This is a genomic window from Streptomyces albiflavescens (assembly GCF_014645835.1).
In the GTDB taxonomy this organism is placed as follows: Bacteria; Actinomycetota; Actinomycetes; order Streptomycetales; family Streptomycetaceae; genus Streptomyces; species Streptomyces albiflavescens.
In genome coordinates, this window is the sequence record NZ_BMMM01000013.1 from 127513 (window position 1) to 143796 (window position 16284).

Annotated in this window: 12 protein-coding genes; 8 read left to right on the forward strand and 4 right to left on the reverse strand. The window is 68.2% G+C overall.

Going from position 1 to position 16284, the window contains the following annotated elements:
* Positions 1-235 precede the first annotated feature (235 nt).
* A complete protein-coding gene (locus IEY95_RS31305; protein WP_189189531.1) occupies positions 236-1057 on the reverse strand; it encodes an SAM-dependent methyltransferase in 822 nt (273 codons plus the stop codon).
* 260 nt (positions 1058-1317) lie between these two features.
* Between IEY95_RS31305 and IEY95_RS31310 the strand changes: the two genes are divergently transcribed.
* Positions 1318-1815, forward strand: a complete 498-nt coding sequence (locus IEY95_RS31310) for a DUF1877 family protein (RefSeq protein ID WP_189189532.1) — start codon at positions 1318-1320, stop codon at positions 1813-1815.
* Between the two features lie 7 nt (positions 1816-1822).
* Here the strand turns inward: IEY95_RS31310 and IEY95_RS31315 are convergent, their stop codons facing one another.
* Both IEY95_RS31315 and IEY95_RS31320 read right to left on the reverse strand, forming a co-directional pair.
* On the reverse strand, positions 1823-2023 hold the full coding sequence (locus tag IEY95_RS31315) for a hypothetical protein (RefSeq protein ID WP_189189533.1): 201 nt from the start codon (positions 2021-2023) through the stop codon (positions 1823-1825).
* A gap of 56 nt (positions 2024-2079) precedes the next feature.
* Positions 2080-2361 carry a hypothetical protein gene (locus tag IEY95_RS31320; protein WP_189189534.1) on the reverse strand — a complete coding sequence of 94 codons (282 nt, stop codon included), beginning with the start codon at positions 2359-2361 and terminating at the stop codon, positions 2080-2082.
* A gap of 347 nt (positions 2362-2708) precedes the next feature.
* Here IEY95_RS31320 and IEY95_RS31325 point away from each other — a divergent pair, with 347 nt between their 5' ends.
* From IEY95_RS31325 to IEY95_RS31335, 3 genes are all read left to right on the forward strand, one after another.
* Positions 2709-3668, forward strand: coding sequence for a LysR family transcriptional regulator (locus tag IEY95_RS31325; RefSeq protein WP_189189729.1), 960 nt, complete (start codon positions 2709-2711; stop codon positions 3666-3668).
* 218 nt (positions 3669-3886) lie between these two features.
* Positions 3887-5842, forward strand: a complete 1956-nt coding sequence (locus tag IEY95_RS31330) for a collagenase (protein ID WP_189189535.1) — start codon at positions 3887-3889, stop codon at positions 5840-5842.
* 381 nt (positions 5843-6223) lie between these two features.
* Positions 6224-7021: a maleylpyruvate isomerase family mycothiol-dependent enzyme gene (locus IEY95_RS31335; protein WP_189189536.1), complete on the forward strand. Its 798-nt coding sequence runs from the start codon at positions 6224-6226 to the stop codon at positions 7019-7021.
* 192 nt (positions 7022-7213) lie between these two features.
* On the opposite strand, the gene sbnA is transcribed toward IEY95_RS31335, so the two are convergent.
* Positions 7214-8200 carry a 2,3-diaminopropionate biosynthesis protein SbnA gene (sbnA, locus tag IEY95_RS31340; protein WP_189189537.1) on the reverse strand — a complete coding sequence of 329 codons (987 nt, stop codon included), beginning with the start codon at positions 8198-8200 and terminating at the stop codon, positions 7214-7216.
* A 596-nt stretch (positions 8201-8796) separates the two neighbouring features.
* Between sbnA and IEY95_RS31345 the strand changes: the two genes are divergently transcribed.
* From IEY95_RS31345 to sbnB, 4 genes are all read left to right on the forward strand, one after another.
* The gene (locus IEY95_RS31345) at positions 8797-11448 is read left to right on the forward strand and encodes a Pls/PosA family non-ribosomal peptide synthetase (protein ID WP_229703490.1); all 2652 of its coding nucleotides are present in this window, start codon (positions 8797-8799) and stop codon (positions 11446-11448) included.
* Positions 11449-11485: 37 nt separating this feature from the next.
* Entirely contained in the window at positions 11486-13999 is a 2514-nt protein-coding gene (locus IEY95_RS31350; RefSeq protein WP_189189539.1) for a non-ribosomal peptide synthetase, read from the forward strand.
* Between the two features lie 64 nt (positions 14000-14063).
* The gene (locus IEY95_RS31355; RefSeq protein ID WP_189189540.1) at positions 14064-15068 is read left to right on the forward strand and encodes a TauD/TfdA family dioxygenase; all 1005 of its coding nucleotides are present in this window, start codon (positions 14064-14066) and stop codon (positions 15066-15068) included.
* The gene (gene sbnB, locus IEY95_RS31360; RefSeq protein WP_189189541.1) at positions 15065-16135 is read left to right on the forward strand and encodes a 2,3-diaminopropionate biosynthesis protein SbnB; all 1071 of its coding nucleotides are present in this window, start codon (positions 15065-15067) and stop codon (positions 16133-16135) included. Before IEY95_RS31355 ends, sbnB begins: the two co-directional genes overlap by 4 nt.
* Positions 16136-16284 lie beyond the last annotated feature (149 nt).

Genomic DNA, 16284 nt, shown 5'->3' on the forward strand with positions numbered 1-16284 from the left:
CACCGGCATGTCGACCGGTCGCCCGCGCGGGCCGGTATCTTTCCGGTGGGGCCGATGCACCGTCAGCGGCTGTTTGTGCAGGGGCGTGGGGACACGTTCCGGACACGTTCCGTGTCCTCACGCCGGGGGAAGTCCGCCAGCCCTGCGGACAGTTCGGGCCGCTCGACCACCGCCCTGCCCGAGGCCGGGGCACACAGCAGAGTGTGGGCCCCGGGTCCGCGCGGGCCGAGGGCGATCAGGCCTTGCGTCCCACGCCACCGAACATGGCCACCTCAGCAGGCAGACCGGAGTCACCTCCGTCGTCCGGACGCCACCAGTTGCAGGAGACCACGCCGGGTTCGAGGAGTTCCAGCCCGCCGAAGAACTCGGCGACGGCGGTGGGGGTGCGCTGCGTCAACTTCGGCGTGCCGTGCTCGTTCCAGAACGCCACCGCGGCGTCGACGTCGGGCATGTCCGGCCGTGTGATGGTGTGCGAGAGGACAAGGTGGCTGCCCTTGGGCAGCGCGTCCATGAGGCGCCGCACGATGCCGTACGCCGCCTCGTCGTCCTCGATGAAGATGACGACGCCGAGCAACACCAGCGCAACCGGTTCACTGAAGTCCAATGTCCGGGCCGCCTGCTCCAGGATCGCGTCCACGTTGCGCAGATCCTCGTCGAGGTAGTCCGTTCGCCCCTCCGGCGTGCTGGTCAGCAGGGCGCGGGCGTGCGCGAGCACCAGCGGGTCGTTGTCGACGTAGACGATGCGGGACTCCGGCGCGACGCGCTGGGCGACCTCGTGTGTGTTGTCGGCGGTGGGCAGACCGGTGCCGATGTCGAGGAACTGCCGTATCCCGCACTCGCCCGCGAGGTGCCGTACGGCGCGTCCGAGGAACAGCCGATCGGCGCGGGCGTAGTCGCCGATGCCGGGGTGCAGCTTGCGGATCTGGTCCCCTGCCTCCCGGTCCACCTCGTAGTTGTCCTTGCCACCCAGCCAGTAGTTCCAGATCCGGGCCGTGTGCGGCTGGTCGGTCTTGATTCTCTTGCGTACCTCGCTCGACGCGGCGGGGGTCTCGCTCACGGGGGTGTCCTCCAGATCAGCCGTTGATCGCTCAAGAGGCAACCTAGCGTCAGGAGTTGAGAACAGCGACTCAATCCGGCACCGGACCGAGGACGGGCGACCACACACGGGGCTCGCTGCCGGCCAGGGGGCGGCCGCATCAGGACCCCGTGTGTGTCGCCCCCTTCGTGCGCAATCCCGCACCCGGCCCCGCGCAGCTGTGTAAGTTCTGTCCGTTCGGCCCGACAGGCGGGCCCCGGCGAACTGGAGGACTCGTCGCCGTGAGCATCCATCTACACCTTCGCGCCGTCGCGGGGTCCGAGATCCGGGACGACCACAGGTGGCTTGCGGCGTTCATGTCCGAGGCTTGGGACAACCACCCCGACGAGTACGCAGCGGGTATCGCTGACTCGATCGACAAGGTCTGGGACGACGTCAATGACCTCTACGCCGCTGCCGATGCCCTCGAAGCAGACGCCGACAAGCCCTGGGCGCTGCCGATTTACGGCGGCCGCCCCGTGGCGCACAGCGCCGACGCCGACCCCTCCAACCCACCCCTGATGATTCTGGAGGCGCCTGGGGTGTCACAGGCCGCAGACTTCCTCGCGAGTGTCTCTTTCGACGAGCTGTGGAACGTCGCCAGTGCCAGGCTTCGCTACTCCGGCCGAGACGAGGCGCAGGACAGGCAGGAGTTCCTCGACCATCACAGGGACCTCCTGGGGTTCTACGGGCGGGCGGCTGCAGTGGGCCACGCCGTAGTCAAGGGGGTGTGGGCTTGAGGCGTGGTCACGTGCCGTTTTCAGCCATTCGTTGATGGCTGCGACCTGCACGGTTGCTGGGCAGCGGACGGCGAGTTTGTCGTGGCGACGGCACGATGGCGTTCGAGCCGTCGGCGAGGATTCCCGTAGCGCCGAGCACCTGGAGTCCGACACCGGCGGCGGAGATCTCGCGCAGCGTGTCGAGAAGGCTGCTCAGGGCCTCGGGCATGTTTGCCCGGTACGGCAGCGCCGGCGAGGCCGAGCGACACGAGGTGGAGACGGAGGTCAGATCTCCATCACGGCATCGCAATCGGGGCAGACCACGGACGCATACTCCGCGGGGTACCACGGCGCTCCGGGGTGCTCGGAAGGCTTCCAGGAGCTTGTCTCCATGGCGAAGGTGTCCTTGCCGCAGAGCGTTCGCGGTCCGGTCGCGGTGAGCGCCCCTGGTGCGGGGGGCGCCGCGTGCACCCTGAGGACGGGCCGTTCCTCACCATGCGCTACGCCCGGCGAGGTGCGCGTGGCCGTCGACCGGTCGACCTCGTACACGACGACGATCTCGCTCATGCCTCTACGGTAAGCGGCCGCGCGGTCGACCCGCCTGTCGCAGCCGGCAGGCTGCCCGGAGCCGGGTGCCGGATCGAGTTCGGTCACTGAGGAGTCCCTCCGGGCGAGTACGTTCCGTCTGCCGGCGCCACAGCCCCCGAGGGCAGGGAGGGGATGTGGCCGGGCCGTCGAGGCAGCCCGGTCTCCGGGTCCCCCCGCCTGCCCCCCTGCCGAATGGCGGCGCATCCGCATCTTGTGGGTGGGACGGCGCGATGGAACGCTTCCCCTCCGCTGGTGTGACCAGAGGGCGGCATCGTTGTCACGGACGTGTGGCCGGCGGCCCGGTGATGCGGACGGAGAGAGGGCGGATGGAGCTGGAGCTTCGGCATCTGCGCGTGCTGTGCGCGATCGCTGATGCGGGGAGCCTGGGGCGGGCCGCGTCGGACCTCGGGTACTCCCAGCCGGCCGTGAGCACCCAGCTTCAGCGGATCGAACGCTTCTTCGGTCAGTCGCTGTTCGAGCGCGGGGTGTCCGGTGTGAGGCTGACGCGATACGGAATGGAGGTCGTGGCTCAGGCACGGGACGTCCTCGCACGCGCGGAGGCGATCGGGCTCCGTCCAGTCGGGGGCGCGGCGAGAACGCGCCGGGTCCTGCGGGTGGCCGCGACCAACTCACCGGTGCTGTCGGGCATGGTGGTCCGTGTCCGAAGTCGGCTGCCGGATGTGTCGCTGACGGTGAGCAGCGTGTACGCGTCCTCTCAGATCGTGGAACTTCTGGAGAGGGGCGAGGTGGACGTGGCGATCGCCGCGGACTATCCCGGAATGGAATTGCGCCACTCCGCCGCGGTGGCCCATCGAGGGATCGTCACGGAGCCGATGTTTGTGGCCCTGTCGGCTCGTCATCGGCTCAGGCATCGCCCTCAGGTGGCGCTCGCAGATCTGGCCGATGATGCGTGGTTCGTGACACCTGACGACGGGGCGGGCTGGCCGGGAGTCTTCTATGCCGCATGTGAGGCGGCCGGCTTCTCGCCGGTGGCGGTACACGAATTCCTGGGCGACCGACTGCAGTTGCAGAACATGATTGCCGACGGCCTCGGGGTGTCCTTGGTGCAGGCGACGCTCCGGCCGACGCCGGACGTGTTGATCAAACAGTTGATCGGCACACCGCTTTGGTGCCGCTACGTGCTGACCTGGCGGCGCGACAGAGTTCCCGACGAGCTGGCGGAGACGCTCTTCGTTTCCGCCACCGCGGCGTACCGCGAGCTCATCGCGCAGTCGCCGCACTTGAGGGCGTGGGCGTCGCGTACGTGGAGCGTGGCCGGGGCGTAGGGGCTGGGTTCAGGCCGCACCGGCTGGTGCGCGGCTGCCTGCGGCACCGGGCATCCGGTCGACTGTCGGGCCGGATGGTGAGGCCTGGCCCGGATGTTATGGAGCAGCCGTGCAATGTGCTATGTCACACCCCATTGTTGGCGGCGAGGGGGATTGAGAGGGTGCCTCTCACGCCTCATCACTGTTTTCGAGGCGCATCTATCCGTGAAGGAGTCCAGATGCGCTACCGCTTTGCCCTGCCCAGATGCCTGGTCGGTTCTCTCGCTGCCGGTGTCACCATTGCCGGGCTGCTGGCGACGCCGGCGCTCGCCGCGCCCCCGTCGCCGGCCGACACCAACGCCGTCACCGGATCCCGAAGCACGACGCCGCCCGTGCCGCCGACCGGCTCGGCCCTCGGTTCCTCCGACCGGGCCGTGCAAGGCCGACGGGTGACTCCCGCTCAACTCCCGCCCCTCAGGGCAGCGATGCCCCCGCATGACCCGGCTGCCACGGCCGGACCGAAAGTCGCACCGGGGGCGGCCTCCTGCACTCCGGCCGACTTCGGCAACCGCACTGGATCCGCACTCGTCGCATTCGTCAAGGCGTCGACCACGGACTGCATCAACAGCCTGTTCGCCGTCACCGGTACAGACGCGCACAAGATCTTTCGCGAGGCCCAGATGGCCACCGTGGCGAAAGCCTTCACGAGCGCGGCCCGGAGGTACGGCGGCGACAACTCGGCTCACGTGTGGCAACTCGTGCTGTTCGTGCGTGCCGGCTACTACGTGCAGTTCTACAACCCGTCGGACGTCGGCCCCTACGGCGCGGCCCTGACCAGAGCCACGGCGGCCGGGCTGGACGCGTTCTTCGCCCGCCCGCATTCGAGCGACGTCACTTCCGCGAACGGCGACGTTCTGGGTGACGTCATCATCCTCACCGACAGCGCTGACCTGCAGGACCGTTACCTGAACGTCTACCAGCGGGTGTTGGGCGGATACAACAGCTCCTACGACGCGGTGCCCAGCATGCTGGCAGCCGTCAACGACGTCTACACGCCCCTCTGGCGCGGCAACTGGAACCCCGCCTACGTCGATGCGGTAGCGGCCGACCCGGGCATCATCGACACCCTCGACCGGTTCGCGCTCGCCCACATGAACCTGCTGGGGACCGAGCGTGCCTACCTGGATTCCAACGCGGGAATGAACCTCGCCCGCTACGTCGAGCATCCCGCGCTGCAGGCCCGGGTCCGGCCGCTGGCCAAGGGGCTGTTGAACGCCTCGGAGATCACCGGCCCCAGGGCCCAGCTGTGGGTCGCGGTCGCGACCCAGGCGGACTACTACGACAAGGCCAGCTGCTCGTACTACGACGTCTGCGACCTGGCCGACAAGTTGACCGAGGCGGCGCTGCCGATCACCCACGCCTGCGACGCGACGCACACCATCCGGGCTCAGGCACTGACCGCCGCCGACCTCGACGCGACATGCGCCGACGTGCTGGCCCAGGACCCGTACTTCCACGGCCTCGTCAAGGACGAGGGCCCCATACCCGGCCAGTACGAATCCACCATCCAACTCGTGGTGTTCGCCCACCGCGCCGACTACCAGACCTACGCCGGGGCGATTTTCGGCGTCAGCACGGACAACGGCGGCATAACCCTGGTGGGAGATCCGGCCGACCCTCACAACCAGCCCCTTTCGATCATGTACCAGAAGGACTACGACGACGGCTTCGTGGCGCGGATCTGGAACCTGAACCACGAGTACACGCACTACCTCGACGCCCGTGACGACATGAAGGGCGATTTCCCCCAGCAGACCTCCGTCCCCGATGTCTGGTGGATCGAGGGCCTGGCCGAATACATCTCCTACAGCTACCGCGGCATCACCGATGACCAGGCGGTCACCGAGGCGGGCAGGCACACCTACACGCTGAGCACGCTGTTCCAGAACACCTACGCCAACAGCGATGTGACCCGCACCTACCCCTGGGGCTACCTCGCGGTCCGCTACATGTTCGAGAGGCACCCGGCGGACATCCAGCGCATGCTCGCCCACTTCCGAGCCGGCGACTACGCGGGCGGCTACGCCGTCTACAACTCCGACATCGGGACACGCTACGACGCCGACTTCGACGCCTGGCTCACCACGTGCGCCGCGGGCGCCTGCGCCGAACCGGCCGAAGGAGGCGGCGGCTGACACGGCGGCCTCCGTCCGACGCGTTGGTCCGACCGAGGGGCCGAGCGGCTCCAACCGCCTGGCATCACTCGGCGGGTGCGTCCTGTCGAGGCCGATGACGACACGGTCCCACCAGGCCGCCGGTCTGGTGGGACCTGGACGCACGCGTGAGGCGAGTAAGGCCTGCGTTTGGCTTCTCCCTCGGCAATGCTCGCGGTCGTAGTACGCCCTGGATGGGGGGAACACCCTCCCGGACCGTCCGCCGTCCCGCGGCTGCCGTTCGGCCGTGTGGGCCCTGAAGACATGGAACGGCGGCACACCGCATACCGTCATCGATATGTCCGCCGATCCAAACCCTTCTCGACCAACCCCTCGGCGGAACCCTCCGAAAGGCATGTCACGATGAAGACCTCGGACCATCCCGGCCATGGATCCGCGTTCGCTCCGGTCGACCACCGTGCGGCGGTCGCGGCGGAGACCGCACAGTTCGTGTCGGTCGTCAAGGACGCCGACTTGGCGACAGCGGTGCCCAGCTGCCCCGGGTGGACGCTGGCCGACCTGGTCAAGCACACAGGCAGCGTCCAACGCTGGTTCTCGGTCCTGTTGCGGACCCGCATCCAGGAACCCCCGCGGAAGCGAGAAGTGGATCTGCGGCTCCCGGACCAGGAGAACGCATACGCCGACTGGCTGGCCGAGAGCGCGACCGTGGCCGCGGAGGCCTTCGCAGCCACCGATCCGAACCTGCCGATGTGGGCATGGGGTGCCGACCAGCACGCACGCTTCTGGGCACGCCGGATGCTCTTCGAGACGCTGATGCACCGAGTCGACGCCGAGCTGGCACTCGGCCTGCGGCCCACGATCGACGGCCCTGTCGCGGTCGATGGGATCGATGAGTTCCTCGTCAATCTGCCCTTCGCCGCCTCCTTCGCCCCCAAGGTGGCCAACCTGCGCGGCGCCGACAAGACCATCCGCCTCCGCACCACGGCCGGGGACGACGAGTGGCTCGTCCGCCTGCGGCCCGACGGCTTCGGGCTCGACACGACCCGTCCGACCGCAAAAACTGCTGACGCGACGGTCCGGGGGACCGCGTCCGACTTGCTCCTGCTCGTCTACGGCCGCCTGTCCTACGACGCGGAGGTCTTCGTGCACGAGGGGGACGAGGACCTGCTGACCCACTGGTTCGCCAACTCCGCCTTCTGAGGACGCGCCGTCCTCTCGTCCGGGTGGCGCCGGAGTCTGCGACGGGCTCGGCCCACGACGCGGTGAACGTCGTCGCCGAGCTGTTCGTCTGCCAAGCCACCGCCGTGGAATGTGGGCGGCGGTGGCCGGAGGGCATGTGAGGCTGGGGCACGTACGGGATCGCTCCAGGGTGCTGCGCCCGCCTTGCGGGAGTCAGGCTGCCTGGGGCGCGGTGATCGACGGCTGGGAACCGAGGACGTCCTCGCCGTACAGGTCCTGCACCCAGTTGGTCTGGTAGATGGTCTCCAGATACCGCTCACCCAGGTCCGGGGCGATGGCCACCGCGGTCAGCTCCCGTCCTTCCTGCCGGGCCAGCCAGTCCATCGCGCCGCTGACCACTGTGCCGGTGGAACCCCCGAAGAGAAACCCACGCCTGGCCAGCAGGTGACAGGCCCGGATGGTGTCGGCCTCCGCCACGCACACCACATCGTCCACAGAGGACTCGTCCAGCAGCGGCGGGCGCCTGCTGGTGCCCAGGCCGGGAATCATGCGCCGGCCCGGGGCGCCTCCGAAGGTCACCGAACCCACGCTGTCGACGGCCACGATGCGTACCGGCCGGTGCCACTCGCGGAAATAGCGCGCACAGCCCATCAGCGTCCCGGTGGTGCCGGCACCGACGAAGAGCACATCCAGGTCCGGGAACTGTCGGGCGATGGCCGGCGCGGTCCTGCGGTAGTGGGCCATGCCGTTGCTGGGGTTGGTGTACTGGTTGAGCCACACATAGCGATCATCGGAGGCGCACAGCGCACGGACGTGGTCGATGCGCGCGCCGAGGAAGCCGTCGACGGGGTCGGGCTCGGTGATGATGTGGACCTCGCCGCCCAGGGCCTCCATCGTCAGCCTGGTCGCCAGGTTGCAGCGGGAGTCGGTCACGCACAGGAAGCGGTAGCCCTTGCTGGCCGCGATCATGCTCAGCGCCACACCCAGGTTGCCCGAGGACGACTCGACCAGAACCGAGTTGGGCGTGAGCAGGCCGTCGCGTTCGGCGGCCTCGACCATTTCGGTGGCAGCCTTGAGCTTGATCGATCCGGCGAAATTGAACCCCTCGCATTTGAGGAACAACGGGTGACCGATGGTTCGCTCAAGGTCGACGTAGAGGTCGTCCTCGTTGAAGGCCTGGGGAACGGATATGACGGGCATGTTCGTCTCCTCGACTTCGACGGAGTCCCGCCCGGCCGCCGATCCGTCTCGGCCCGGCCCGGGGGAAAATTCGGCGGCGACTTGCGATTCGCCGGAATACATTCAGTACGCCCGAATCGGCGCAGCCTTGTCATGCCACCGAAATTCGGGACTTGACACGCACCCTGTTCGCGCGCAGGCGTCTGTGGCTGCGCCCGGGGGAGGGGCTGAATCGGCTGCCGGCACCAGGGCCGCGGCCACTCCCGCGAGCTGCCGCATGCATATACCGCGCCCATGACCTGCCCGATCGTGGTACCTGGCCCGCACCGGAAACACCGGGCCGGAGGGCGGGTCAACTCAATTCCCGGGTGATTTCCCCACGGATTGAACGGGTGCCTGCGATACGCGGCCATAAGTCGGGCGACGCGCTCGGAAAGCAGGGGATCGCGGGGCCGATGACCGGCAAAGCTGTCGGGTTATCAAGATCGACGTGTTGCGTCAAGCCCCGAAATTCAGGGGCAGGACAGGAATTCCCCGGCCAGGCGTACTGGAGAGGCGGGCATCGCGAAACCGTCCGCACCGAACCACGTCGACCGAAATGTCCTCAGGGAGCTCACGTGATAGGGAAATCTGTCGAAGTCTTGTCGGCTGTTCCGGCTGACGTCTCGACCCTCCAGGGTGGCGGGGACGCCGGCCCGGCGACCGGCACCGAGAGACTTCTGGCCGAGGTGCTGGCCGGCGTCGTGCGTGTCGAGCAGGTACCGGCCGACAGCCACTTCTTCAACGACCTGGGCGCCGATTCCCTGGTCATGGCCCAGTTCTGTGCGCGGGTCAGGAAGCGGGCGGACTTGCCGACGGTGTCGATGAAGGACATCTACCGGCACCCCACAATCCGGAGCCTGGCCACCGCGCTCGGCGACGCCGTGCCCACGCCCGGCCCGTCCCCGGCCTCGGCTGCGGACGTGTCGGTACCGGTGCAGACACCGACCGATGCGGGGGCTGCGAACGCCATGCCGGCACGGACCGAGGCGGCGGCGCGAGCCGAGGTACCGGCAGCCGGAAGTACACGGCGCTACATCGTGTGCGGAACGCTGCAGTTCCTGATCTTCCTGGGCTACTCCTGCCTCGCAGCCCTCGTCGGCACGCAAGGCTACGAGTGGATCTCCGCGGGCTCGGGCCTGTTCGACCTCTACCTGCGGTCGGTCCTGTTCGCCGGCGCGAGCTTGCTGGGCCTGTGCGCCTTCCCGATCGTGGCGAAGTGGGCGCTCATCGGCCGCTGGCGATCGGGCGAGTTTCCCCTGTGGGGCATGGCCTATCTGCGGTTCTGGGTCGTCAAGACCCTGATCCGCAGCAGCCCGCTGCGCCTGTTCGCCGGTTCACCGCTGTACGTGCTCTATCTCAGGGCGCTCGGCGCGAGGATCGGAAAAGGCGTCACGATCCTGTCTCACGCCCTACCGGTCTGCACCGACCTGCTCACCGTCGGTGAGGGCACGATCATCCGCAAGGACGTACTTCTGTCCTGCTACCGCGCCCATGCCGGCCTGATCCAGACCGGCCCGGTCACCCTCGGCCGCGACGTCCTCGTCAGCGAGCACACGGTCCTCGACATCGAGACCTCGATGGGCGACGGCGCTCAGCTGGGCCACGCCTCCTCCCTGCGCACCGGCCAGGTGGTGCCCGACGGGGAACGCTGGCACGGCTCGCCGGCGCAGCCGACCGAGGTGGACTACCGGACGGTCGGCCCGGCCGACTGCTCCACCGTCAAAAGGACCGTGTACGGCGTTATGCAGCTGCTGAATCTGCTGGTGGTGGTTCTGCCGCTGGCGGTGGGCGGTGTGAGCGTCCTGTTGGCCGAGTTTCCGCAACTTCATGCGCTCGTGAACCCGCAGCGGGTGGACGTCACCAGCCCCGCCTTCTACGCCTGTGCGCTGACCGCTTCCCTGGTGCTCTTCCTCGGCTCCCTGCTCGTCGGCCTCCTCGTCGTGGGCATCGTGCCGCGTTTGCTCAACCGGGCCATCAAGCCAGGCAAGGTCTATCCGTTGTATGGGTTCCACTACGGCGTCCACCGGGCTGTCGCGCTGATGACCAACAGGAAGTCCCTCAACACGCTCTTCGGCGACAGCTCCGGCATCGTCCACTACCTGCGCTACCTCGGATACGACCTGTCCCGCTTCGAGCAGACCGGGTCGAACTTCGGCACCGAACTGAAGCACGAGAACCCGTACCTGAGCGCTGTCGGAACCGGCACCATGATCGCCGACGGACTGTCCCTCATGAACGCCGACTTCTCGAGCACGTCGTTCCGCGTGTCCCGCACGTCGATCGGGCCCCGTAACTTCCTCGGAAACCGCATCGCCTACCCCGCACAGAGCAGGACCGGTGACAACTGCCTGCTCGCCACGAAGGTCATGGTGCCCATCGACGGACCGGTGCGCGAAGGCGTGGGCCTGCTGGGCTCACCCAGCTTCGAGATCCCGCGCACGGTGATGCGGGACAACAGGTTCAACCACCTGCAGACCGGCGACGAGCTGCGCCGCCGCCTGGCCGCCAAAAACAGGCACAATGCCGCAACCGTCGGCCTGTACCTGCTGGCGCGGCTGATCCACTTCTTTGTGATCACCCTCATCACCATGGGTGCGGTCGACCTCTACCCCTCGCTCGGTGCGCCGGCGATCGCACTGGCAGGCGTCCTCACCCTGACGTTCACCGTCGTCTACTTCGCGCTGATCGAACGGGCCTCCACCGGATTCAAGCCCCAGAAGCCGCTGTACTGCTCGATCTACGAGCCCTCTTTCTGGCGCCATGAACGCTTCTGGAAGATGGCCTCGATCGACTACATCCAGGTCTTCGACGGCACGCCCTTCAAGAACGTGATCCATCGGCTGCTCGGGGCCCGGATCGGCAAGCGGGTCTTCGACGACGGCTGCTTCTTCCCGGAGCGCACCCTCGTCACCATCGGCGACGACAGCACGCTGAACGCCGGGACCGTGGTCCAGTGCCACTCGCAGGAGGACGGCGCCTTCAAGTCCGACCGCAGCGCCCTCGGCAGCGGCTGCACCCTCGGGGTCGGCGCCTTCGTCCACTACGGCGTGACGATCGGCGACGGAGCGGTGCTCGCCCCCGACTCCTTCCTCATGAAGGGCGAGGAAATCTCCCCGCACGCCCAGTGGGGAGGCAACCCTGCCCGGGAAATGCCGGACAACGAAGCCCATCTCGAGGGCCGCCGAGAACACCGGGCCACCCACGCCGCCCCGGCCCGCGGCCACTGACACCGCGACACCGGCGAAAAGCAGAGGAAACGAACCGATGGCAACGTATGTGAACCGCACTCAGACGAACAGGGAGTACTGGCGCGGCGTACTGACAGCCGGCGGATTCACCCCCGCCCCATGCTGGACCCACCACCCGGAGACGGGCGTGGGGGAGTACGAGACACAAGCCTCCGACGACACGGTGACCGGGCTGCGCCGGCTGGTGGACGAGCTGGGTATGCCGCTCGATTCGCTGTTGCTGGCCGCGCACGCCAAGGTGCTCGCGGTGCTGTGCGGAGAGCGGGAAATCACCACCGGCTACGTCACCGAGGGCGGCCGCCCGCTGCCGTGCCGGCTGACCACTGCACCCGCCTCATGGCGGGAACTGCTGCAGAACACCCACCAGGTCGCCGCTGAACTGCGGGCACACCAGGACGTCCCGGCCGAGGACATCGACACGCTGAGGCGCGAACTGGGTCTGACCGGGCCGCCGTTCGAGACCGTCTTCGATCCCACCGCGATCGACGGGGAGCTCACCGAGGACACCGCGCTGTGGGTGGGCATCCGTCACCGCGACGGCAGGCTCGTGCTGCGGCTGCGCTACCGCACGGACCGGCTCGACGCCGACAGCGCCGCCCGCATCGCCGGCTATCACCTGACCGCACTCGCGCAGATCACCGCCGATCCCGACGCCGGACACGCACACCAGAGCCTGCTGTCCGACGAAGAGCGGCGATTCCAGCTCGAGCAACTGGCCGGACCGGTCCGGGAGTTGCCGAACGCTCGGGTGCATGAGCTGTTCGAGGACCGGGTGCGGATGCATCCGGATGCCGTCGCCGCCGTGCACGCCGGCCGGCAGTGGACCTATGGGGAGCTCAATGCCCGGGCAAACCGGCTGGCCCGCGCCCTTGCAGCTCGCGGGCTCGGCCGCGAAGGCGTCATCGCGGTGGTGACCGAACGCAACCTGGACTGGCTGGCCGCGGTCCTGGCGGTCTTCAAGGCCGGAGGTGTCTACCTCCCCATCGAGCCGCACTTCCCGGCCGAACGCATCGCCGCCGCTCTCTCCCGCGCCGAATGCACCCTGGTGCTGACCGAACCCGGCAGCACCACCACCCTCGACCAGGCACTCGACTCCCTGCCCGAAGTCGACAGGCTCCTCGTCGACACGGCCTACGAGGAAGACCACGCCGACGATGATCTCGGCATCCACGTCGCGCCCGACCAACTCGCCTACATCTACTTCACCTCGGGCTCCACCGGTGAGCCCAAGGGGGCGATGTGCGAGCACGTGGGCATGCTCAACCATCTCTACGCCAAGATCGACGACCTCCATATCGGCGAAGGGCAAGTGATGGCCCAGACCGCTCCCCAGTGCTTCGACATCTCCCTGTGGCAACTGGTCGCCGCACTCCTGGTCGGCGGGCGGACCCTGCTCGTCGAGCAGGACGCCATCCTCGACGTCCCCCGCTTCCTCGACACCATCACGGACGGCAGTGCCACCGTCCTGCAGGTCGTGCCCTCCTACCTCGAAGCCCTCCTGACCGAACTCGAACAGCGCCCCCGCACGCTGCCCGACCTGCGATACGTGTCGGTCACCGGGGAGGCGCTGAAGAGGGAGCTCGCCGAGCGCTGGTTCACCTCTCAGCCCGGGACCAGGCTGGTCAACGCCTACGGTCTCACCGAGACCTCGGACGACACCAACCACGAGGTCATGGACCGGGCGCCGGAACGCATCCTGCTCGGCCGCGCGGTCAACAACGTGCACATCTACGTCGTCGACGAGCACCTCGCACCAGTGCCGCTGGGCGCCCCAGGTGTGATCGCGTTCTCCGGGGTCTGTGTCGGCCGCGGCTACATCAACGACCCCGAACGCACCCAGGAGGCCTACCTGGCCGATCCGCACCGCCCAGGCATGCGGCTCTACCTCGGCGGCGACTACGGACGCTGGCATCCTTCGGGGAAGCTGGAGTTCCTCGGCCGCCGCGATGCCCAGGTGAAGATCCGCGGGTTCCGGATCGAGATCGGCGAGATCGAGAACACCCTGCTCCGCGTCCCCGGTGTCCGCGATGGCGCGGTGGTGGTGGCCGAACGCACCGACCAGAGCAAACACCTGGTCGCCTGCTACGCCGCCCCGAAGCCCCTGGACGCCGGGATCCTCGCCTCCCGGCTGGGTGCCTCGCTGCCCGCCTACATGGTCCCGGCGGCTTTCCACTGGTGCGAAAACCTGCCGCTGACCGCCAACAGCAAGATCGACAAGAAGGCACTGGCGGCGCTCGCCGCCGAACTCGCCACGACCGAGGACGACCACGAGCCGCCGGTTTCACCGACCGAGCATCGGCTGGCAGCCGCATGGGGACACGTCCTCGGCGTCGCACAGGACCACATCGGACGCCGCGACCACTTCTTCGATCGCGGCGGCACCTCCCTCTCGGCGGTGAAACTCGCCATCGCCCTGGACCGCGCCGTGTCCCTCAAGGACGTCACCGCACACCCGGTCCTCACCGACCTCGCCGCCCTGGTCGACCACCGAACCGAGCGCCACGCGACCGAACCCATGACCTCCTCTTGAACCTCATCGAAAACCGCATCGAAAAAGAACCGCATCGAAAGACCACACCGAAAGGAAAAGCACCATGTCCTACCCGACCACGGCGGCCCTCCTCAAGCTGGACCTGAACCCCGGCAAGCCCCCGATCCTGTACACCGAGACCCCTGACGACGTGTCGGCCTGGGCGGCTGAACACCACCGCGCACTGCGCGCTCTCGTCACCGAACACGGCTCGCTCCTCATCCGCGGCCTGCAACTGTGGGACGCAGAACGGGCCGGCGCCGTCCTCCACCGTCTGGCCCCGGCACGCATGACCGACAAGGAAGCCTTCGCCCGTCGCCAGGAGTACACCCCGGGCGTGTACTCCTCCTCGGCATGGCCGCCGAACCAACCGATGTGCATGCATCACGAACGCAGCTACGTCCTGCAGCCCCCGGGCCTCGTGCTGTTCGCCTGTCTGACCGCGCCCAGCGCCGGTGGAGCCACCGCCGTCGCCGACGCCGCCACCGTCCTGGAGGCACTGCCCGCCGAGCTGGTCCAGCGCTTCGAACAGGAAGGCTGGCTGCTCACCCGCACCTACAACGACGAGATCGGCGCGCCCTACGCCGAGGCCTTCGGCACCGACGACCGGAGGGCCATCGAGGACTACTGCCGCGCCGCCGCCATCGCATTCGCCTGGCAACCCGACGGCAGTCTGAGCACCCGCCAGCGCCGCCCCGCCGTGACGGTCCACCCGGTCACCGGCCGCCGCTGCTGGTTCAACCAGATCGCCTTCCTCAACGAATGGACGATCGAGCCCGAAATCCGTGAATACCTCATCGAGGTGTACGGCGCCGAGTCACTGCCGTTCAACACCCGCTTCGGAGACGGCGACCCCATCGGCCCGGACGTCATCCAGCTCCTCAACGACACCTATACCGCCCACACCGCCCGCGAGCGGTGGAAGGCCGGCGACCTCATGCTCGTCGACAATGTGCGCACCGCGCACAGCCGGGAGGCCTTCCAAGGACCACGCGAGGTGCTCGTCGCGATGGCCGAGCCGCTGCGTCAGGCCCAGTGCCCGCCGACCGCCGAGGTGAGCGCCGCATGACCACCGTCCGTTCCACCGCCATGGAGTCCGTCATGTCCCAGCCGCACACCGTGCCACCGTTCGCAGTGATCTCCGGCGCCCAGGTCCAGCAAGCCCTTCAGGACCGGGAAAAGCAGGTCGTGGACCTCGTCGAGGCCACCTACGAGCTGCACGCCGCCGGAGAGTCTGTCAACCCCCCTTCCTACTTCCTGCGTTTCCCCGACCGCCCTTCCTCCCGGATCATCGCGCTGCCCGCCTCGATCGGCGGGCAGGTGCGAGTGGACGGCCTCAAATGGATCTCCAGCTTCCCCGACAACGTCCAGTCCGGCATCCCCAGGGCCTCCGCAGTCCTGATCCTCAACGATCACGACACCGGCTACCCGTTCGCCTGCCTGGAAAGCTCCATCATCAGCGCCACCAGAACCGCCGCGTCCGCGGCACTGGCCGCCGACCGCCTCACTCGCAACCGACAACGCCCCACGCGCATCGGGTTCTTCGGCACGGGCCTGATCGCCCGCTACATCCACACCTTCCTGACCGCCGTGGGCTGGTCCTTCGACGAGACCGGCGTCCACGACGTGTCCCCGGACAGCGCTGCCGGCTTCCGCGACTACCTCCGACAGACCTCCGCCGCCGGACAGATCACCCTGCACGACAGCCCCGAGGAACTCATCCGCTCCAGCGACCTCGTCGTCTTCGCCACCATTGCGGGCGAGCCACACGTCAGCGACCCGGCCTGGTTCGATCACAACCCCCTGGTCCTGCACGTGTCCCTGCGCGACCTCGCGCCCGAGATCATCCTCGCCTCGACGAATATCGTCGACGACGTCGAACACTGCCTCAAAGCCGGCACCTCCCCCCACCTGGCCGAGCAGCTCACCGGCAACCGCGACTTCCTGCACGGCACACTCGCCGACGTCATGACCGGACGCGTCACACCCCCCACCGACCGGCCACTGGTGTTCTCGCCCTTCGGCCTCGGAGTACTCGACCTCGCCGTCGGCACATACGTCTACGACGAGACGGCCCGCTCCGGGCAGCTCCGCGTCATCGAGGACTTCTTCCACGACTTGCGTCGACACGGATGACCGGTTGCGCCGACACGGATGACCGGCCCACCGCACCGTCCGGCGGAGGGGGAGCCGAAGCGCAGGCCGACGTCGATCGGTGCGCGGGTCGACGGGGGTCGGCGCACAGTGCAGGCGGTGTTCGTAGACGACCGTACGCGGTCAACCGA